The organism is Streptomyces sp. NBC_00354, assembly GCF_036106915.1.
Classification (GTDB): Bacteria; Actinomycetota; Actinomycetes; order Streptomycetales; family Streptomycetaceae; genus Streptomyces.
On the sequence record NZ_CP107983.1, the window covers coordinates 3401822 to 3421605 of the forward strand.

Sequence of the window (19784 nt, forward strand, 5' to 3'; positions counted from 1 at the left end):
CGTCGAAGCAGTCGTCGAAGCAGTCGGCTCAGCTGACGGCGAGCTTGGCGGCGAAGCCGAGGAACAGCACGCCCGCCGCCGAGGTGGCCCCGGCCGAGAGCCGCTTGCGACGCCGGAAGGCGGCGGACAGCCGGGTGCCGCCGAAGATCAGCAGGGTCAGGTACAGGAAGCTGCCGAGCTGGAGCAGCACGCCCAGCAGGAGGAACGAGAGCGCCGGGTAGGCGTACGAGGGATCCACGAACTGCACGAAGAAGGAGACGAGGAACAGGATCGCCTTGGGGTTGAACAGGCTGATCAGCAGCGCCCGCCGGTAAGGCCGCTCCCCCTCGGCGCCCTCGGCCGCGGCCGACGCCTCGGCCTGTTCGTCCCGCTCGTCCCGCTCGGCCCGCGAGCGCCACAGCGCCCACGCACCGCGCATCATCCCGACGGCGAGCCAGGTCAGGTACCCGGCGCCGAGCACCTTGACGATGCCGAAGGCCACCGGACTGGCCTGGAGCAGCGCCCCCGCCCCGGCGGCGGCGAGCACCATCAGCACGGCGTCGCCGGTGAACACCCCGGCGGCGGCCTTGTACCCGGTGCGCACGCCGCGGCGCGCCGCGACGGACAGCACGTACAGCGAGTTCGGCCCCGGCAGCAAAATGATCAGTATGAGCCCGACGAGGTAGGTCGGCAGATCGGTGACACCCAGCATGAGCAGGAGTGTCCCATAGGGATGCACCTGTCGTGGCTTGATTTCACCATGTGGATATCACCATGTGGAATCCGTCGGTTCGTACGTACCCCACACCTCCCGAAGGGCGTTGCAGACCTCGCCCACCGTGGCGCGGGCGCGCAGGGCCTCCTTCATCGGATGGAGCACGTTCGCCGTGCCGGCCGCCGCCTCGCGGAGCGCGGCCAGCGCCGTCGACACCGCCTCGGCATCGCGGCTCGCGCGCAAGGCGGCCAGCGCCTCCCGCTGCCGGTTCTCGATCTCCGGGTCGACGCGGAGCGGCTCGTACCGCTCCTCCTGCTCCAGCGCGAACCGGTTGACCCCGACCACCACGCGCTCGCCGTCGTCCGTCTCCCGTGCGATGCGGTACGCGTTCCGCTCGATCTCCCCCTTCTGGAAGCCCGCCTCGATCGCTGCGACCGCCCCGCCCAGGTCCTCGACGCGTCGCATCAGCGCGAGCGCCGCCGCCTCGACCTCGTCCGTCATCCGCTCCACCGCGTACGACCCGGCGAAGGGGTCGACGGTGTGCGGTACGTCCGTCTCGTACGCCAGCACCTGCTGCGTCCGCAGCGCCAGCCGCGCCGATTTCTCCGTGGGCAGGGCGATCGCCTCGTCGAAGGAGTTCGTGTGCAGCGACTGTGTGCCGCCCAGCACCGCCCCGAGCGCCTGCACGGCCACCCGTACGAGATTCAGCTCCGGCTGCTGCGCCGTCAGCTGGACCCCGGCCGTCTGGGTGTGGAAGCGCAGCATCAGCGACTTCGGGTTCCGGGCCCCGAACTCCTCGCGCATGACCCGGGCCCAGATCCGCCGTGCGGCCCGGAACTTCGCGACCTCCTCCAGCAGCGTGGTGCGGGCGACGAAGAAGAAGGAGAGGCGCGGGGCGAACTCGTCGACCTCCATCCCGGCGGCCAGCGCCGTCCGTACGTACGCGATCCCGTCCGCCAGCGTGAAGCCGATCTCCTGCGCGGGCGAGGCCCCGGCCTCGGCCATGTGGTAGCCGGAGATGGAGATGGTGTTCCAGCGGGGGATCTCGGCCTTGCAGTAGCGGAACGTGTCGGCCGTCAGCCGAAGCGAGGGCTCGGGCGGGAAGATGTACGTGCCGCGCGCGATGTACTCCTTGAGCACGTCGTTCTGGACGGTCCCGGTCAGCTGCCCGCCGTCGATCCCGTGTTCCTCGGCGACCAGCTGGTACATCAGCAGCAGGAGAGCCGCGGGGGCGTTGATCGTCATGGACGTGGAGACCCGGTCGAGCGGGATCCCGTCGAACAGCACCCGCATGTCCTCGACCGAGTCGATCGCGACGCCGACCTTGCCGACCTCCCCGTGCGCGAGCGGCGCGTCGGAGTCGTGCCCCATCTGGGTCGGCAGGTCGAAGGCGACGGACAGCCCGGTGCCGCCGCCGGCGATGAGCTGCCGGTAGCGGGCGTTGGATTCGGCCGCCGTCCCGAACCCGGCGTACTGCCGCATGGTCCACGGCTTGCCGGTGTACATCGTCGGGTAGACCCCCCGTGTGTACGGATACGCCCCTGGTTCACCCAGTTTGCCCTCGGGATCCCACCCCGTCAGATCACCGGGCCCGTAAACGGGTTCGATCGGAAATCCGCTCTCAGTACTCGCCATGTGACGAAGCCCTCCTTGAAGTGCTCTCCCAGTCCGAATCGGGAGATTCCTGCCTACCTTGCGGCGGCGGGCTTGGCGCGCTGGACGCGCCTGACGACTGCCTTCCCGCCAGCCGGGACGAGCGCGAGGCCCATCCGATACAGGTGCAAGACGTTCCGCGCAGCGTTGTGGTCCGCGTTGCCGTGCAGCAGGTTCCACATCGTGCGCGCGGTGTGAGCTTGGTCATCGACCTTCAGCGCGAGTTCAGGAGAGCGCAAGACGCGCACGATGCCCGAACTGGCGTTTCTCATATGCAAGTTCCGCACTCATGCCGTCATTCCATGGCAAACAAGACCATGTCCATAGATGTGTGCCATATCCATCCTGGCTGACGGAACGCTGTCCGAGAGGGGATGTAGAGCAAACGGCCCCGGGGCTGATAAAACCTCCCCGCGACGGCTGCGGCCGTCCCCTGACGGCCGCTGGTCACAATGGCGCAACATCCCTGGATCGTCTGCAACTCTCCGCGCCCGCCAGGCATCACCTAGATACACGACGTAGAAATCGGGGGACTGCAATGCACCGCCAGAGAGTCATAGTCCGCACGCTTGGGGTGGCCACCGCCGTCGCGCTCGCCGCGACCGCCTGCGGGCCCCAGAAGGCGGAGCCGGCCGGCTCCGCCTCTTCGGTTCCGTCCGCGTCCGCGGCGGGTTCCACCCCCGAGAGCTCCCCGTCGACGGACAACAAGCCCGCCGACGCCTCGCCCTCGCCGTCCGCCTCGCAGTCGGCCTCGCCGTCCGCGTCTCCCTCGCCGACGGTCAAGGCCATCATGGCGAACGGCGACGAGAGCGAGCAGGTGCGCGAGCTCCAGGCCCGCCTGAAGCAGCTCAAGTACATGACGGTCGCGCCCACCGGCTTCTACGGTTCGAAGACGACCGCCGCGGTCAAGGCCTTCCAGACCAAGAACGGCCTGACGGCGTCCGGTGCGGTCGACGAGGCCACCTGGAAGAAGATCCAGAGCCTCAGCAAGAAGCCCACCGCCGACGAGCTGCGCCCGCCGACCGTCAACGAGGTCGACGCGCCGGACCCGCGCTGTATGACGGGCCGCGTCATGTGCATCAGCAAGGAGAGCCGCACGCTCGCCTGGATGATCGACGGCAAGATCGTCTCCACCCTGGACGTCCGCTTCGGCTCCGAGAACACTCCGACCCGTGAGGGCGAGTTCAAGGTGGAGTGGAAGGCCAAGGACTGGACGTCGACCATCTACCACACGCCGATGCCGTACTCCATGTTCTTCAGCCAGGGCCAGGCGGTGCACTACTCCGCCGACTTCGCGGCCCGCGGCTACGCCGGCGCCTCGCACGGCTGCGTGAACGTCCGGGACAAGGGCAAGCTCGCTTCGCTGTTCGACCAGGTGCACGTCGGCGACAAGGTTGTCGTCTACTGGTGATCCCGGGGGAACCGGGTGATCCGCGTGTGATCCGCGTGATCCGCGTGATCCGCGCGACTGCGACGTTCCCCGGGTGATCCCTGGGATCCCGGTGATCCGGTCGAAGAAGTAGAGGGCGCGGGCAGGGCCGGGGGAACGAACCCCGCCCGCGCCAGGTGCGCAGAGCCCAGGGGTACGGGGGGAACCCCGGCTCATGCGCGGCCGATGACCAGTCGGCTCGTTATGTACTGCGCCGCAGGTTCGAAAAGTGTTACAGCCCGTTCACCCCGCCGCTCGGAACCCGCTCGAGGAATGCTCGCGGACCACCCGAAGGAACGCCTGGCGGAGCTCCTGATGGAACGCCTGGCAGCGGTAGCGGCAGCCGTCAGCGCGGCGTGCGGGCCACCGGGGAGGATGCGATCGGGCTCGCCGGGACGAACGTCGGGGCCTTGAGTACGGGGCTCCCGTCGTCGGCCGTGCGCGGAACGGTCGGCGCGCCGCTCCGGGTGGGCCCGTCGAGCAGCGCCTCGCAGAAGTGCGGGATGCGCGCGAGTCCTTGCGCCAGCTTCGAGAGCCGCTCGCGGCGGTCGGAGGTCATGTGCCCCGACCGGTAGGCCTCGCACAGGTCCACCGCCTTGAGGCGGCTCTGCTTGTCCGTGTCCTTCAGCGAGGTGGTCCCGCCGGCGAAGGTGTCCTTGCCGTCCTTCGTGCCCGTGCCGCCCGCATCGGCCTGGCCGGCGCTGCCGCCGGACGAGGTGCCGGGTCCGGTTCCCGTTCCGGTTCCGAATCCAGGGACCGCGCCCGCGTCCGCGCCCGGCGTCTGAGCCGTGCCCGGGCTGGGCGCCGAGCCGTCGGTGCCGCGGAGCGGGGTGGGGCGCAGCTGCGGTGCGAGGGTCGGGCCCGCGGTGTCGCCGGCCGTCGTCTGGTCCTCGTCGGCGCTGAGGGAGACCGCGGGTGCGGGTCCCGCCGTGTCGTTCGTGACCCGGTCCAGCAGGCCGGCCCCGGCGGCGACCGCCAGGCTGCCGACGGCGACGCCGGCCAGTGCGGCGACCAGGGCGAAGCGCGCCGGTCGGCTGCGCCGGGACGCGGCGACGGTGAGGGGGACGGCGGCCGTGCCGAGTTCCACGAGGGGGGTGGTGTCGGCGCCGGCCGGTGCGTACATCCCGGGCACTGCGGATATCGCGGATACCCCGGCCGCCGAAGCAACCCCGGACGCCCCGCCCGCGACGGTTCCGCCGCGCGCCGCACGGAAGGCTGCCACTGCGGCGGCCTCGCCGGGCAGTTCCACCCCGGCGGGCGGCTGCGGCGCGGCCAGCATGTCGAGAGCGGCCCGCAGCCGGGCCTCCGCTTCGTGGGCGCGCCGGTCGGCGCCAGGTGCGGCCGGGCCGCCGCGCAGCACTCGTTCCGCCGCGGCCTTGTCCAGCCACCTGTTGCGCTCGTCGGCCATCACATGTCCTTCTGCGTCCGCCAACGTGAATGCGTCACACCGGTTTGCTCTACGAGGCCACTGCCCCGGCCGCGCTGAGCGGGTACGGCGTCGAGATCGCTCCCGCCCCTGCCGTCCCGCGCCTGGCCACCGGCATTATGGCCGACCGGCCCCGCCGCATCCGACCCCGGATCCAGGTCCGGCGCGAAGCCGCCCTCCTGGCCGAGCAGCTCGGCCAGTTTCTTCAGGCCCCGGTGGGCTGCGGTGCGTACCGCGCCGGGGCGCTTGCCCAGGGTCTCGGCCGCGCTCTTGGCGTCCAGGCCGACCACGACGCGGAGCACCACGGCCTCGGCCTGGTCCTGCGGAAGCTGTGCGATCAGCGCCATGGTCCGGCCGGTCGACAGGGCCTCCATCGCCTCGCCGGCGGTGTCGCTGTCGGCGGCGCGGCCCGTCAGTTCGGTCTCGTCGCCGCCGATGGCGGGGCGGCGCCCGCGCATGCGGATGTGGTCGAGGGCCCGGTTGCGGCCGATCCGGGCGGCCCAGCCGCGGAAGCGGTCGGCGTCGCCGGTGAAGGAGTCGAGGTCGCGGGCGATCTGCAGCCAGGCCTCGGAGGTCACGTCCTCGGCGTCGGCGTCCCCGACGAGCGTGCGTACGTAACCGAGCAGGCGTGGGTGCACGGCGCGGTACACAGTACGGAATCCGGTCTCGTCGCCGCCCTGTGCCGCGAGCACCGCGGCGGTCAGCTCCGCGTCGTCCCCCAGCAAAGTCCCCAACCCGTTCACTGTCCTGTACGTGTGGCGCAAATCAGCACGTTACGGCTTTCAAGTACCTTCGTCCACGTGGTGTACGGGGAGCAACCAATCGTGCGCGAAGCGGGGTGTGACACAAAACGCACTCGCGGCGCTGACAGGGGTACGGGCTTGTCGCACGAGCCCGTACGGACGGCGACCGGGGCCTCTCCTGTGGGGGGTGGCGGCCTCGGTCGTCTTCCTCATCTCCCTCCGCCCCTCCCTGCACCGCCGCTGCTCCCGGCTTTCCGGCGCGCCGCCCGTCATGACGTCATCCTTTCGGCTCACTTCCGGGTGAAAACCTCGGATGGGTACGACACACCCGGCCCGGCGTCGCTAGCGTGGCGGTACACCCGCGTCACGCCCCGAGGAGCCCCCCGCTGTCCAGCCACCTTCCGGCACAGGCCCGCGGCTCCTCCGATCCTTCTCACGGCTCCGGGCTGGCGCGGTTCAACGCCCTCTCCCCCGAAGCCGCCGAGGCCGTCCTGCTGCACTGCTGCGGGAGCCGGCGCTGGGCCCTGCGGGTGGCGACCCACCGTCCCTACCCGGATCCCGGTGCGCTGCTGGCCGCCGCCGACGAGGCCTCGTACGACCTCTCCCAGGGGGATCTGAGCGAGGCGCTGGCCTCGGAGGTCCCGGTGGAGCTGGACCACGGGGCCTCGTACGCCGCGCTCCTGGCACTCGACGCGGCCCATGCGGAGTACGAGCGCAAGTTCGGCCACGCCTTCGTGGTCTGCCTGGACGGGCATCCGCCGGAGGAGCAGGCGGACCAGCTGCTGACCGCGATCCGGCGGCGCATGGAGCTCGAGACGGACGAGGAGCGGTCGATCTCGGCGGACGAGCTGCGCCGCCTCGCCCAGGTCCGGCTCGCCGACCTGACACATTGGCTGACCTCGCCGGACGGGGTTTCCGCCGCGGATTCAGGGCTATTCGCCCCTGTGGGATAGTCCGTCCGTGCCTGTTTGATCACACCGATGGACCCGGCGCGAGGGAACCGACAAAGCGTCGCTACGATGTCCGGGGCCGGAGGACCGTACCCGGCCGGGCCCGACCGACAAAGAAGCCGGCTGGCCCCCGCCCCGCTTCCGGAGGGTTTTCCGTGCCGGCTGGAACGTTGTACCGCGGCCGGGAAGGAATGTGGTCCTGGGTGGCTCATCGAGTCACCGGCGTCCTCATCTTCTTCTTCCTGTTCGTACACGTCCTCGACACCGCTCTCGTCCGCGTCTCCCCCGAGGCGTACGACGATGTCGTGGCTACCTACAAGACTCCGATCGTTGCGCTGATGGAGTACGGCCTCGTGGCCGCCATCCTCTTCCACGCGCTCAACGGTCTCCGTGTGATCGCCGTGGACTTCTGGTCCAAGGGCCCCCGCCTCCAGAAGCAGATGCTCTGGGGCGTGATGATCGTCTGGATCATCCTGATGGCCGGGGCCCTGTACCCCGTCCTCGGTCACGCAGCTGCTGAACTGTTCGGGAAGTGACACGCGCCATGTCTTCGAACAACACGGTTTCTGACGCTTCTTCCGCCCAGGCCATCGGCGACGTGGAGGGCGTGAGCCTCTACGACGTCGACAACCCGGCGCCGTACATCGAGGCCCCGCGCAAGCGCACGGGCAAGACTCCGCGCTCGACCCGCGGCAACTTCGAGATGGCCGCGTGGCTCTTCATGCGCCTCTCGGGCATCGTCCTCGTCGTCCTGGTCATCGGCCACCTCCTCATCCAGCTGGTGCTGGACGGCGGCGTCTCCAAGGTCGGCTTCGCCTTCGTGGCCGGCCGCTGGGCGTCCCCGTTCTGGCAGGTCTGGGACCTGCTGATGCTGTGGCTGGCCATGCTGCACGGCGCCAACGGCCTGCGTACCGTCATCAACGACTACGCGGAGCGCGCCAACACGCGGCTGTGGCTGAAGGGCCTGCTCTACACCGCCACCGTGTTCACCATCCTTCTGGGCACGCTGGTGATCTTCACCTTCGACCCGAACATCCGCTAGGCAACGGGGCTGAGGCGAATCCAATGAAGATCCACAAGTACGACACCGTCATCGTCGGCGCAGGTGGCGCCGGCATGCGCGCCGCCATCGAGTCGACGAAGCGCAGCCGCACCGCGGTGCTGACGAAGCTCTACCCCACCCGCTCCCACACGGGTGCCGCGCAGGGCGGCATGGCCGCCGCGCTGGCGAACGTGGAAGAGGACAACTGGGAGTGGCACACCTTCGACACGGTCAAGGGCGGTGACTACCTGGTCGACCAGGACGCCGCCGAGATCCTGGCGAAGGAGGCCATCGACGCGGTCCTCGACCTGGAGAAGATGGGCCTGCCGTTCAACCGCACCCCGGACGGCACCATCGACCAGCGCCGCTTCGGCGGCCACTCGCGCAACCACGGCGAGGCCCCGGTCCGCCGGTCCTGCTACGCCGCGGACCGCACCGGCCACATGATCCTCCAGACGCTTTACCAGAACTGCGTCAAGGAGGGCGTGGAGTTCTTCAACGAGTTCTACGTCCTGGACCAGCTCCTGGTCGAGGAGGACGGCGTCAAGAAGTCGGCCGGTGTGGTCGCGTACGAGCTCGCCACCGGCGAGATCCACGTGTTCCAGGCGAAGGCCGTCATCTACGCCTCCGGCGGCACCGGCAAGTTCTTCAAGGTGACCTCCAACGCGCACACCCTCACGGGTGACGGCCAGGCGGCCTGCTACCGCCGCGGCCTGCCGCTCGAGGACATGGAGTTCTTCCAGTTCCACCCGACGGGCATCTGGCGCATGGGCATCCTGCTGACGGAGGGCGCCCGCGGTGAGGGCGGCATCCTCCGCAACAAGGACGGCGAGCGCTTCATGGAGAAGTACGCGCCGGTCATGAAGGACCTCGCGTCCCGTGACGTCGTCTCGCGCTCCATCTACACGGAGATCCGCGAGGGCCGCGGCTGCGGTCCGGCCGGCGACCACGTGTACCTGGACCTGACGCACCTGCCGCCGGAGCAGCTCGACGCGAAGCTCCCGGACATCACCGAGTTCGCCCGTACGTACCTGGGCATCGAGCCGTACACGGACCCGATCCCGATCCAGCCCACCGCGCACTACGCCATGGGCGGCATCCCGACGAACGTCGAGGGTGAGGTCCTCAGCGACAACACCACCGTCGTCCCGGGCCTGTACGCGGCCGGCGAGGTCGCCTGTGTCTCCGTGCACGGCGCCAACCGCCTCGGCACCAACTCGCTGCTGGACATCAACGTGTTCGGCAAGCGCTCCGGTATCGCCGCGGCGAAGTACTCGCAGGAGAACGACTACGTCGAGCTCCCCGAGAACCCGGCACAGCAGGTCATCGACCTGGTCGAGCAGCTGCGCAACTCCACGGGCAAGGAGCGGGTCGCCGAGCTGCGCCTGGAGCTCCAGGAGACGATGGACGCCTGCGTGATGGTGTTCCGTACGGAGCAGACCATCAAGACCGCGGTCGAGAAGATCGCGGAGCTGCGCGAGCGCTACAAGAACGTGTCCGTCCAGGACAAGGGCAAGCGCTTCAACACGGACCTGCTGGAGGCCGTCGAGCTGGGCAACCTGCTCGACCTGGCCGAGGTCATGGCCGTGTCCGCACTGGCGCGCAAGGAGTCCCGCGGCGGTCACTACCGCGAGGACTACCCGAACCGCGACGACGTCAACTTCATGCGCCACACCATGGCGTACCGCGAGGTCGACGACAACGGTCAGGACACCGTCCGGCTGGACTACAAGCCCGTCGTCGTCACCCGCTACCAGCCGATGGAGCGTAAGTACTGATGGCCACCCCGACCCTGTCCAAGACGGACAAGATGGAAGAGGCGGCCGCCGCCTCCCCCTTCATCACGGTCACGTTCCGGATCCGCCGCTTCAACCCGGAGATCTCGGACGAGTCGACCTGGCAGGACTTCCAGGTCGAGATCGACCCGAAGGAGCGCGTGCTCGACGGTCTCCACAAGATCAAGTGGGACCTCGACGGCACGCTGACCTTCCGCCGCTCGTGCGCGCACGGCATCTGCGGCTCCGACGCGATGCGGATCAACGGCAAGAACAGGCTCGCCTGCAAGACGCTGATCAAGGACATCAACCCGGAGAAGCCGATCACCGTCGAGGCCATCAAGGGCCTCACGGTGATGAAGGACCTCGTCGTCGACATGGACCCCTTCTTCCAGGCGTACCGCGACGTCATGCCGTTCCTGGTCACCAAGGGCAACGAGCCGACGCGTGAGCGTCTGCAGTCGGCCGAGGACCGCGAGCGCTTCGACGACACGACGAAGTGCATCCTGTGTGCGGCGTGCACCTCGTCGTGCCCGGTGTTCTGGAACGACGGCCAGTACTTCGGCCCGGCGGCGATCGTCAACGCCCACCGCTTCATCTTCGACTCGCGTGACGAGGCCGGCGAGCAGCGGCTGGAGATCCTGAACGACAAGGACGGCGTGTGGCGCTGCCGCACGACCTTCAACTGCACCGATGCCTGCCCGCGCGGCATCGAGGTCACGAAGGCGATCCAGGAAGTGAAGCGTGCGCTGATCACGCGCCGCTTCTGACCGCTTGGCGGTCGCCTGTACGAGGGCCCCGCCCCCGGATTCCGTTCCGGGGGCGGGGCCCTCGCCCGTTCGGGTGAGCGGGCGGCATCCGGCGGCTGAGCCGGTCCCCGTCCTACGATGATGCTCTCGACCACAGCCCACGGGAGGCACGTGATGTCCGCAGCACCCGCTGAGCAGCCCCAGAGCGAATGGCCGCTCATCGACGTGGCCAACCGGCTCATGGAGCAGTACCCCGGCTACCGCGTCGAGATCATCGGAGGGCAGATCCTCATGTCACCACCGGCAGACGGGTCTCATGCGGTCGGCCTCACCGACCTGATGCTGCCGTTCTTGGCGGCAGGGCTGCACGGTGAACAGTCGAACGTGCTCCAGGGCATCGGTCTCTGGCTGCCTACCGGCCGCGAGGACTACGCCATCCCGGATCTTTCCTTGGTCGACGCCGATTTCGAAGGCCGGTACGTCGAGAACAACTGCTACGACCCCGTCGCCTTCCGCCTCGTTCTGGAGGTCACCTCCAGCAACTACCAGGCCGACCTGCGCACCAAGGTCACCGCCTACGCCAACGCCAAAGTCCCGGTCTACGTGATCGTCGACCGCAGGCACAACCGCCTGCACGTCCTCACCGATCCGGCCCAGGACGAGTACGCCACCCACCGCGTCCACGCCCCCGGCGAGCTCGTCACCCTGCCCGAGTCGATCGGCGCCAAGGTCACCTTGGACGTCGAGGCCGTTCTCACGGCGGCGCGGCGCAAGCCCCGGAGCGAAGAGAACGGCCTCTCCTGACCGGGGTACTCGGTTGGGGGTGGCTGTGGAAAGATCGAGCGCATGAGCGACCAGCAGCCGAATCCGTACGCGAGTGACAACGGGGCTCCGGGGAGCCCCGGTTATGGCTATCCGCCGCCGTATCCGGCGGCCCCCGGGGGTGCCGGATACGGGTACCCGGCCACTCCGCCCGCCCCGGGGTACCAGCCGACCGTCGGTGGCGCGGGCATTCCGGCGCAGGCGCAGCCTCCCGTGATGCCGCCGGCGCAGCCCATGGCCTACCCGGCCGCCCCGCAGGGCGCCGGAGGGTCCGGGTTCGCCCTCGGCGACATCACCATCGCCGGGGACCAGATCATGACCCCCTCGGGCCCGATGCCGCTCAGGGGCGCCATGTGGAACGCCTCGGACCTCTCGCGCACCGAGACGAAGATCCCGGCGCACGCGATCGTGCTCGCGGTCATCTTCTTCCTGTTCTGCCTGCTCGGCCTGCTCTTCCTCCTCATGAAGGAGAAGACCACCACCGGCTACATCCAGGTCACCGTCACCAGCGGTGGCCGCCACCACTCCACGATGATCCCGGCGGTCGACGCGAGCACGTACCCGTGGGTGATGCAGCAGATCAACTACGCCCGTTCCCTCAGTATCTGACGGGTGATCGTAGGGTCGGTGATGCCGGTGTCGTCCGCCAGCATCATCGCCTTGCTGAGGATCAGGGCGAGCGTCCGGTCCCCCTCGAAGGGCAGGTAGCCGGTCTCCGTCCCGGGGGCCGCGCGCCCCGCCGGGACGATGCACAGGTACTGGTCGCCCGGGTCCATGAGGATGTTCCCCGACCCGAGGTGGATCCGGTACGTGCGCAGCTCGCCCCGCACGTGCAGGAACCGCCCCTCGATCCGGCACCGGTCGGCGATGGCCAGCCTCGGGACCAGCCGCTCCAGCAGGAGCCGGCGGGTCTCGGCGCTCTGGTTCAGCTCGCCGAAGCCGTACGAGGTCCAGTAGTCGCGGAAGCGGCCCGCGGGGCCGCCGTCCTGCCAGGCCGGGTCGTTGCCGACGCTGGCCACGCCGACGAACAGGTCGACGTCGCGCAGGACTTCGCTGAGCACGAGCGCGGGGACCTCGGCCAGCGGCACCGGGTCGACCGGGTCCTCGCCGCTGCGGAGCCACATCGTGTAGTCGCCGCCGCAGGCGTGTGCCAGGTTCTGCGGGGCGCCGATCGGGTAGAAGCGCACCTGGTCGGTGCACAGCCGCAGGAAGCTGCCCGAGTCGGTGATGTCCTCGTAGCTGCCGTCCCCGCTGTCGCCCTCGATCCAGTACTCGGCCCGCAGCCCCCACCGGGGCAGCTCGCGCACGGCGGGCGGCGCGCTGTCGTCGACGGCGAGGCGCAGCTTGTTGCGCCAGCCTCGGACGGCGGCCAGCGAGTGGAACTGGTGCTGGCGCAGGTAGTGCGCGGCGAACCGGTTGGAGTACGTGCCGGTGCGGAGCTCGGCGTCGGTGAGCGGGTACACCTCGCGGTGGGCCTGCTTGAACGGCTGGGTGATGCCGTGCCGTTCGAGCCAGTCCTGCCAGGCCGCGACCTCGGCCGGCTCGCGGTCGATGGGATGCCAGAGGGTCACCTCGGCGCCCGCGGTGACCGGCGTGTCGGCGAGGGTGCGCAGCTCGCCGTCGGCGAAGCCGACGGGGGTGCCGTCCACCACCCACAGCAGGCGGCGGGCGAGGGTCCCGACCAGGGGGTGGTCGACGTACCGCTCGCGCCACTGCGCATACGTCCAGGTGCGCCGGGCGAGGAACTGCCGGTCCAGCCGCTCGGCCTGCGCGCCGAGCATCTTGTCGATGTCCTTGACGGCTGCCTTGAGCTCCTTGAGCTCCTCGGCGTGGTCGCGGCGCACGGCCGCCGGCACGCCCTTGACCGCCTTGCCCGTGGCGCTGCGCCAGAAGAGCGCCGCCTTGGGGCCGCGGACTTCCACGAGGGCGGTGGTGGCGCCCAGGGCGTACTCGGCCTGCCCGACGGACGTCAGCCCGTACGCGGGCACGGCGAGCTCCTCGATCTCCTCCCGGCCCAGCCCGAGCGCGGTGGCCCGCGCCTCGAGGGCGGAGTCCAGCATCTTGAGGGTGCCCTTGAACGTCACGCGGGTGGCGAGCCGGGCCAGTTCGGCGAGGGCGGCCTCGCTGTCGATGCGGGACAGGGCGGTGACTCCGGCGTTGGCCACCTTGGGGCTGCGCGGGCCCAGTCCCGCGACCTTGCGCAGCGAGCTCTCGACGAGCGCGCCGAGCGCCCGCGCGATGTCCGGGTGCGGGGGCAGGAAGGACAGCAGCCAGGCCAGTCCGCGCAGCGCGTTGGCGTTGTACGCGTCCCACATGTCGTTCGGGTTCGGCCCGTACCGCTCCTCGTCGAGGGCGAGGGTGCGGGGCGCGCCGACGAGCCGGAGCCAGCCGAGCAGCTGCTCGCGTACGGCGTCCTCCCCGGCTTCCTCGATCAGCGCCCGGCCGGTCTTCTCCCATGTGGCGCTGGGCTTGGTGGCCGTCGCGGTCGCCGCGTGCGCGAGGAGGGCGTGCCGGCTCTCCCCGTCCGCCATCGCCCGGTCCGACCAGGCTTCGCCGACGTTGAGCACGGGCTCCGTCAGCCGCGCGGCGAGCGCGATGACCGGCTTGTAGCCGTACGCGACCTGGGCGCTGCGGCGCAGGGTGGCGACGGCGGCCGGCGGGATCGTGCGGCCCGCGTCCAGCTCGGCGAGGACCAGCTCCGGGGCCCATCCGTAGTAGTGGACCTGCCCCATCCGGCCGAGCTCCTCGAATTTGCCCAGCCGTTCGGCGGGGAGCGGGTCGCCCCCGGGCAGGTCCCGTCCGGCGGCGGCGATGAGGGCCAGCGCGTTCACCCGGGCCGGGGAGTCCTCCGCGAGGGACCGGAAGGTGTCGGCCAGCCGGTCCACGAGCCGCACGCGGAACTCCACCGGCCGGGCGCGGACGGCGCCGATCACCTCGGCCGCCTCCCCGTTGCCCCAGTGGCCGCTGTAGTGGATGGCGGCCTTCAGCAGCGCGGTGGCGAGCTCCGCGGCGTTCTCCTCCTCCAGGGCGCGGTGGACGGCGTCGGCGTAGCCGTTGTTCGTCTTCCTGTTCCCGGCCATGTCAGCCGCCCACCAGGGCGACGAGCTTCAGGAACGTGACCTCGGTGCCGAGCGGCAGGTCGACGACCTCGTCGAGATCGGTGACCTGGCGGTCCCCGACGAGCACGAGGAACCCGTTGCGCCCGAAGGCGGTGAGCGCGAGTTCGGCCTGTTCGTGGGCATCGGGCTGGTTCCTCTGCGGCACGAGGGTGGCGGCGCGCCGCTCGGCGACTTCCTGGAACACCCGCCGCCGGATCAGCTCGCGCAGCGCGAGCCGCTCCTCGGCCACCTCGAACTCCCAGCCGTCGCCCCGGCCGCCCGCTGTCGTCTCGTCGACGAAGGTCACCATTCCCATGACCAGGAGCGTAAGGGGGGCCTCTGACAGCGGATCGGCTGCCTGATATCCAGGGGCGGTTGGCCCGCGTCTCGGACAGGATGCCCCCATGACTCCCGTGAACCCCATGAACCCTGTGAACCCCGTAAACCCCGTGAACCCCCTCCTTGCGCATGACGTCGCCGGCCCGGCGGACGGCCCGGCGCTGGTCCTGCTCCACTCCTCCGTCTGCGACCGCCGGATGTGGGAGCCGCAGTGGGGCCCGCTCGCCGAGGCCGGATTCCGGGTCGTCCGGGCCGACTTCCGTACCTGCGGGGACTCGCCGCCGGCGGTCGCGCCCTACCGCGATGCGGACGACGTACTGGACCTGCTGGACTCCCTCGGCATCGAACGGGCCGCCTTCGCCGGGTCCTCGTACGGCGGCCGCGTCGCCCTGGGGATCGCGTCCCTGCACCCGGAGCGGGTGTCAGCACTGGCCCTGCTCTGCTCCGCCGTCCCCGCGCAGCAGCGCGGCCCGGCCCTCCAGAAGGTCGCCGACGCGGAGGACGCGCTGCTGGAGGCGGGGGACGTCGCGGGGGCGGTGGAGCTGATGGTGGACACCTGGCTCGGCCCGTCGGCGGACGACGAGGCCCGGGCTCTCGTACGGACCATGCAGCGCCGCATCTTCGACGTGGCGCTGACCGTGGAGGAGCACCACGAGCTCCCGGAGCACGAGATCGACCTCGGGGCCGTCGCCGCCCCGACCCTTGCGATCGGCGGCGCCCACGACGTCGAGGACTTCCGCGACATCGCCGCCGACCTCGCGCACCGCATCCCCGGCGCCCGCCACCTGGAACTCCCCTGGGCGGGCCACCTCCCGTCCCTGGAACGCCCGCAGGACACGACGGCCCTGCTGCTGGACTTCCTGCGGTGATGGTGGCCTGGATCGCCGAAGTGGCCACCGAGCCGCTCGTGCTGGACCCCGCGGACCGGGCGGCGGAGCGGGAGACCAACACCTGGTGGCTGGGCCGCGGGCCCGATGACGGGTCCCTCTCCGCAGGGGAGGTGACGGCCGCCTTCGAGCGCACCGCCGCCGCGCTCGGCACCCGGGTCCGCGACCTCGGCCACCGCGGGCCGGCCACCTTCTACGTCTGGCACGACGAGCAGGCCGGGCAGCTGCGCTGCTCCACGGCGTCCCTGCCCGCGCACGCGCTCCCGTTCGGCGGCGCGTACGCAGTGACCGACGCCCTCACCCCGATCGTCGAGGCCTACCTGTCCGACACGACTCCGGGCTTCGTCCCGTGGACCGAACTCCAAGAGCCGGAGTCGCCGGAGTCGGACGAAACCCCGGATCCCCTCGAACCACCCCTCCTCGTCTGGGCCCGCGACCTGGGCCCGCGCCCATGACCGCGCGCCGCGGCACCGCATCCGAGTGACCGGTCACTGCTGGCAGCGGCCGAACGTCACGACGTAGGTGCCGGCCTGGCTCGCGCCGGCTCCGGCGCGGTCCGCCGCGCCCGGCTGGGCCCAGGCGCCGATCTCCCGCATCGACGGGTCGAGGACGATCTGCCGGTGGCCGTACGTGCTGACGTTCACCCACCAGTTGACCGCGGCGTTCGGGGTCCCCGAGCCGCCCCAGCCCGTGTACGTGATCTCGGCGTAGCCCCACGACCTGGGGTTCGGGCAGTAGCCCGCGGCCTTGATCCGGGTCCCCGGTGTCGAACCGGTCTGGGGGTTGGTGTGCGAATCCTTGTCCGGGCCCCACCACTTCAGCTGCACGGCCGCCGCCGAGTGCTGCTGCGCCGCATTCGTCAGGGCCTGGTTCACGGTGAGGGCCGGCAGCCCCCGCTGCGTGCGCTGGGCGTTGATGAGGCAGATCACCGCGTTCCGCGCGGCGCTGTCGTTGCTGCTGGTCGGCGCCCGGGCAGCGGCCGCAGCATCGCATGTGACGGCCGTCGCCGGCGCCGCCGAGACCGGTACGAGTGCCGCCGACAGGATTCCGGCCACGGCCAGGGTCCGTGCTGTTCGGATGAGTGAAACGTGCCTGCTCAAGGAGATCCACCTCCCCTTTCACGCCCCCGCCCCTCCAGGCTGCCACCGGCCCCGCCGCCCCGCCATCCGGGCCCCGCCGCAGGCGTACGGCCCGGCGCGTCGACACCTGCCCCGCCCGGCGGGACCATTCCCCCGTGACGAGGCACTCGCACTCCAAGAGCACGTATCCGGACCTCAGTTCTCACCACGTCGGGCGGCGGACGTTCCTCACCGCCATGGGAACCGCCGCAGCCACCTTCGCCACCGGCATCCCCGCCCACGCCACCGATCATGCGCGCGACGCCGCCTCCGCCGTCGAGTACGTCGACGTCCAGCTCCTCAGCATCACCGACCTCCACGGCTACCTCCAGGCCGCCCCCGGCAGCAACGCCACCATCAGCGGGAACGGGGGCCGCACCTACACCGTCGGCGGTGTCGCGTACATGGGCGCCCACCTCGCCCGCCTCCGCGCCGGCCGGCTCAACTCGCTCTTCTTCACCGCCGGAGACTCGTTCTCCGGCTGGGAGTTCGGCGCCGCCGCCTTCGCCGACGAGCCCACCGTCGAGGCCCTGGGTCGCATGGGCCTCGACTTCGCGACCGCCGGGAACCACGAGTTCGACAAGTCCCCGGCTTTCCTCCAGCGGCACATGGAGCAGGGCGTCCCGTTCCCCGTCGAGGGCCGCGACGCCACCTTCACCGACTCATCCGGCGCCCGCTTCCACGGCTCCGGCTTCCGCTACTACAGCGCCAACGTCGTCTGGGACGCCGACCAGCGCACCGTCCTGCCCGCGTACAACATCGAGAAGGTCCGCACGGCCGCCGGCCAGGAGCTGCAGATCGGCTTCATCCACCTCACCGCCCTCGGCACCGAGCTCTTCCCCGGCTCCTACCAGCCGGGCCTCGCCACCCTCGACGAGGTCGCCACCGCCGACCGGTACGCGGCGCTGCTCAAGGCCCAGGGCGTCAACGCGATCGTGCTGAGCATGCACGACGGAGCGGTCGCGGGCGCGGACTTCAACAGCGGCACCGACCCCTCCGGTCCGGCCCTCGACCTGGCGCTGCGGGTCTCCCCCGACATCGACGCCATCGTCACGGGCCACTGGCACACCCGGTTCAACATGATGGTCCCGGACCCCAACGGCGTCCCCCGCCCCTTCGTCGAGGCCGGCTGCTACGGCCAGCTCATCAACGAGATCAACCTCCGCCTCGACCCGGCCACCGGCAGGGTGATCCGCGAGCTGACCGTCTCGACGAACCACCCCAACACCCGTGACGTCACCCCCGATCCGGCCCTCAAGGAGGTCGTCGACTACTGGACCGGCCAGGCCGCGGCGCGTAACACCACCCGCATCGGGAAGCAGACCGGATCGTTCGTACGTACGCGCAACACCGCGGGCGAGAGCACCATGGGCGACCTGGTCGCCGACTGGGCGCTGTGGGCGGGGCGCCGGCCGGCCGACCCCGAGAACGACGCCAACATCCACCCCAACGTCCCGGCCCGGCTCGCCCTGGTCGCGGCGGCACCGCGGGTCGGCCAGGCCATCATCGCGGGCGACCTGGTCCGCGACACGGCCTCCGGCGGCGCCGTCACGTTCGGCCGCGCCTGGAAGGCCGTCGGCTTCGGCGATCCGATCGTCAGCGCGACGGTGACCGGGCAGCAGATCCACGACGCCCTCGAGCAGCAGTGGACGATCGCGGCGAGCGGGGAGCTGCTGTTCGCGCCGTTGGCCGTCTCCAAGAACGTCCGCTACACCTTCAACACCCTGGGGAGGGTCGGCGACCGCGTGAACCCGGCCGACGTGTTCATCGACGGCGCCGCGCTCAACCTCACCGGCACCTACCGCCTCGCGTCCCCCTCGTACACCTTCCTGGCGAACGACGGCTACGACGCACTGGGCGGCTTCCAGGCCCCGTACCGCCACCAGCGCGATTTCGAGAGCTTCGTCGCGTACATCCGCGAGACGCAGACCCTGACCCCGGCCCCCCTGAACCGCGTGACGGCCGCCAACACCACCCGCCGCGGCGCCGACGTCGGCATCGTCCTGGAACCCGCCCCCCTCCTCCTCCCCGACGGCACCCTCATGCCCCGCCCCGAGGCCGCAATCGTCTCGGCGGACCGCCCCCACACCGACCGCGACGGCCTCCGGCCGCCCTGCTGATCCGCCCGCGCTCCCCTGAGGGCCGCTGCGCCACCGATCCCGTGATTCACCGTCGGTGGCGTGCCGGCCTTTGAAATGCTGGGCCGCATGGACGAGGGGGACTCGGGCGGGCAGGCTCGCCGCACTCACGGCTTACGGCGTCACATCGTTGCGGCGGTCCTGACGTGCTCGGCGATCGGGGCGGCGGCGGTGCACGTCATCAAGCCCGACCTGAAGATCGACGGGATCACCGTGGTGCTGCTGGTGGTCGCCGCGGTGCCGTGGCTGGGCGACCTGTTCGACAGCATCGAGCTGCCGGGCGGAGCGAAGTTCCAGTACGCGCAGCTCGTACACCGCATCGAGGCGGGTGAGGAACGTACCGTGCGGATCGGACGGGCGATCGGCGGCGCGTCACGCACCGCCCGTGTTGCGCTCGTTGCCGCGGGCGGTGCGGACACCGAGGAGCCGTCCGCGGCGGCGGCCGCCGATGCCGTCGACCGGTTGGCCGCCGAGTACGTCCGGGTCCGCGAAACCCAGGTGCAGGGATCCGCTCGCACCCACCGGATGGAACGGATCTTCGCGGATCTGATTGCTGTGACACCGCACGTGGCCGACTTCGACATCGACGCCGCGCTCGTCGTCGAGGACCCGGGAATCCGGCTGTCCGCATACGCGCGGCTCTACGCCGTGCCCGACGGGGCCAAGCTGGGTGCGCTGGTCCCCGCCGTGCGCGATGAGCAGCTCAGCTTCAGCCAGTACTGGGGCCTCCAGGCCATCGACGCGCTGGTCGATGCGCAGGGGGTGGATCAGACGCCCGTGGGGGTCATCCGGCAGCTGCGGGCCCTCCTCCCGGAACTCTCGCCCACCAGTGACCGCGTGTGGGTGGTCCAGAGCATCCTCGCCCGGTTCGACGTCGGCTCGGCGTGAGGTGCCTTCCGCGTGCCGACCCGCGGGGCGCCG

General features: G+C 70.8%; 20 protein-coding genes. 12 read left to right on the plus strand and 8 right to left on the minus strand.

Annotated features, from left to right (window positions below):
• Nucleotides 1-28: 28 nt before the first annotated feature.
• Genes leuE through OHT74_RS15065 form a run of 3 tightly spaced genes read right to left on the minus strand, consistent with a single transcriptional unit; the run spans nucleotide 29 to nucleotide 2619 of the window.
• Nucleotides 29-691: a leucine efflux protein LeuE gene (leuE, locus tag OHT74_RS15055; RefSeq protein WP_266664514.1), complete on the minus strand. Its 663-nt coding sequence runs from the start codon at nucleotides 689-691 to the stop codon at nucleotides 29-31.
• A gap of 57 nt (nucleotides 692-748) precedes the next feature.
• On the minus strand, nucleotides 749-2329 hold the full coding sequence (locus OHT74_RS15060) for an acyl-CoA mutase large subunit family protein (protein WP_328620488.1): 1581 nt from the start codon (nucleotides 2327-2329) through the stop codon (nucleotides 749-751).
• Nucleotides 2330-2382: 53 nt separating this feature from the next.
• Nucleotides 2383-2619, minus strand: coding sequence for a hypothetical protein (locus OHT74_RS15065; RefSeq protein WP_328620489.1), 237 nt, complete (start codon nucleotides 2617-2619; stop codon nucleotides 2383-2385).
• A gap of 266 nt (nucleotides 2620-2885) precedes the next feature.
• Between OHT74_RS15065 and OHT74_RS15070 the strand changes: the two genes are divergently transcribed.
• Nucleotides 2886-3758: a L,D-transpeptidase family protein gene (locus OHT74_RS15070; protein WP_328620490.1), complete on the plus strand. Its 873-nt coding sequence runs from the start codon at nucleotides 2886-2888 to the stop codon at nucleotides 3756-3758.
• Between the two features lie 364 nt (nucleotides 3759-4122).
• Here the strand turns inward: OHT74_RS15070 and OHT74_RS15075 are convergent, their stop codons facing one another.
• Nucleotides 4123-5184 (minus strand): hypothetical protein, encoded by a 1062-nt coding sequence (locus tag OHT74_RS15075; protein WP_328620491.1) that lies wholly within the window; start codon nucleotides 5182-5184, stop codon nucleotides 4123-4125.
• On the minus strand, nucleotides 5184-5927 hold the full coding sequence (locus tag OHT74_RS15080) for an RNA polymerase sigma factor (RefSeq protein ID WP_266999591.1): 744 nt from the start codon (nucleotides 5925-5927) through the stop codon (nucleotides 5184-5186). Before OHT74_RS15080 ends, OHT74_RS15075 begins: the two co-directional genes overlap by 1 nt.
• 365 nt (nucleotides 5928-6292) lie before the next feature.
• Here OHT74_RS15080 and OHT74_RS15085 point away from each other — a divergent pair, with 365 nt between their 5' ends.
• The 7 genes from OHT74_RS15085 (at nucleotide 6293) to OHT74_RS15115 (ending at nucleotide 11892) form a co-directional block, all read left to right on the plus strand.
• Complete coding sequence (locus tag OHT74_RS15085) at nucleotides 6293-6898, plus strand: 2-oxo-4-hydroxy-4-carboxy-5-ureidoimidazoline decarboxylase (protein WP_443047400.1); 606 nt, start codon at nucleotides 6293-6295, stop codon at nucleotides 6896-6898.
• 152 nt (nucleotides 6899-7050) lie between these two features.
• Nucleotides 7051-7431: a succinate dehydrogenase, cytochrome b556 subunit gene (gene sdhC / locus OHT74_RS15090; RefSeq protein WP_078987295.1), complete on the plus strand. Its 381-nt coding sequence runs from the start codon at nucleotides 7051-7053 to the stop codon at nucleotides 7429-7431.
• 8 nt (nucleotides 7432-7439) lie between these two features.
• Nucleotides 7440-7937: a succinate dehydrogenase hydrophobic membrane anchor subunit gene (locus OHT74_RS15095; RefSeq protein ID WP_266664523.1), complete on the plus strand. Its 498-nt coding sequence runs from the start codon at nucleotides 7440-7442 to the stop codon at nucleotides 7935-7937.
• Nucleotides 7938-7960: 23 nt separating this feature from the next.
• Complete coding sequence (gene sdhA / locus OHT74_RS15100) at nucleotides 7961-9715, plus strand: succinate dehydrogenase flavoprotein subunit (RefSeq protein WP_266664529.1); 1755 nt, start codon at nucleotides 7961-7963, stop codon at nucleotides 9713-9715.
• Nucleotides 9715-10482, plus strand: a complete 768-nt coding sequence (locus tag OHT74_RS15105; RefSeq protein WP_266664531.1) for a succinate dehydrogenase iron-sulfur subunit — start codon at nucleotides 9715-9717, stop codon at nucleotides 10480-10482. Before sdhA ends, OHT74_RS15105 begins: the two co-directional genes overlap by 1 nt.
• A gap of 153 nt (nucleotides 10483-10635) precedes the next feature.
• The gene (locus OHT74_RS15110; protein WP_266664533.1) at nucleotides 10636-11265 is read left to right on the plus strand and encodes a Uma2 family endonuclease; all 630 of its coding nucleotides are present in this window, start codon (nucleotides 10636-10638) and stop codon (nucleotides 11263-11265) included.
• A 42-nt stretch (nucleotides 11266-11307) separates the two neighbouring features.
• Nucleotides 11308-11892, plus strand: a complete 585-nt coding sequence (locus OHT74_RS15115; RefSeq protein ID WP_266664535.1) for a hypothetical protein — start codon at nucleotides 11308-11310, stop codon at nucleotides 11890-11892.
• Here OHT74_RS15115 and OHT74_RS15120 read toward each other — a convergent pair.
• Nucleotides 11868-14363: a DUF4132 domain-containing protein gene (locus OHT74_RS15120; RefSeq protein WP_328620492.1), complete on the minus strand. Its 2496-nt coding sequence runs from the start codon at nucleotides 14361-14363 to the stop codon at nucleotides 11868-11870. The genes OHT74_RS15115 and OHT74_RS15120 overlap by 25 nt on opposite strands.
• 1 nt (nucleotide 14364) lies before the next feature.
• Nucleotides 14365-14697 carry a hypothetical protein gene (locus OHT74_RS15125; protein WP_266996659.1) on the minus strand — a complete coding sequence of 111 codons (333 nt, stop codon included), beginning with the start codon at nucleotides 14695-14697 and terminating at the stop codon, nucleotides 14365-14367.
• Between the two features lie 133 nt (nucleotides 14698-14830).
• Here OHT74_RS15125 and OHT74_RS15130 point away from each other — a divergent pair, with 133 nt between their 5' ends.
• Together OHT74_RS15130 and OHT74_RS15135 are read left to right on the plus strand one after the other, a co-directional pair.
• On the plus strand, nucleotides 14831-15589 hold the full coding sequence (locus OHT74_RS15130) for an alpha/beta fold hydrolase (protein WP_328620493.1): 759 nt from the start codon (nucleotides 14831-14833) through the stop codon (nucleotides 15587-15589).
• Nucleotides 15589-16062, plus strand: a complete 474-nt coding sequence (locus OHT74_RS15135) for a hypothetical protein (protein WP_328620494.1) — start codon at nucleotides 15589-15591, stop codon at nucleotides 16060-16062. Before OHT74_RS15130 ends, OHT74_RS15135 begins: the two co-directional genes overlap by 1 nt.
• 33 nt (nucleotides 16063-16095) lie before the next feature.
• Here OHT74_RS15135 and OHT74_RS15140 read toward each other — a convergent pair whose 3' ends face one another.
• A complete protein-coding gene (locus OHT74_RS15140) occupies nucleotides 16096-16662 on the minus strand; it encodes a CAP domain-containing protein (RefSeq protein ID WP_328620495.1) in 567 nt (188 codons plus the stop codon).
• 260 nt (nucleotides 16663-16922) lie between these two features.
• Here OHT74_RS15140 and OHT74_RS15145 point away from each other — a divergent pair, with 260 nt between their 5' ends.
• Nucleotides 16923-18845 carry a bifunctional metallophosphatase/5'-nucleotidase gene (locus OHT74_RS15145; protein WP_328623322.1) on the plus strand — a complete coding sequence of 641 codons (1923 nt, stop codon included), beginning with the start codon at nucleotides 16923-16925 and terminating at the stop codon, nucleotides 18843-18845.
• 60 nt (nucleotides 18846-18905) lie between these two features.
• Nucleotides 18906-19751, plus strand: a complete 846-nt coding sequence (locus OHT74_RS15150; RefSeq protein WP_328620496.1) for a hypothetical protein — start codon at nucleotides 18906-18908, stop codon at nucleotides 19749-19751.
• Nucleotides 19752-19784 lie beyond the last annotated feature (33 nt).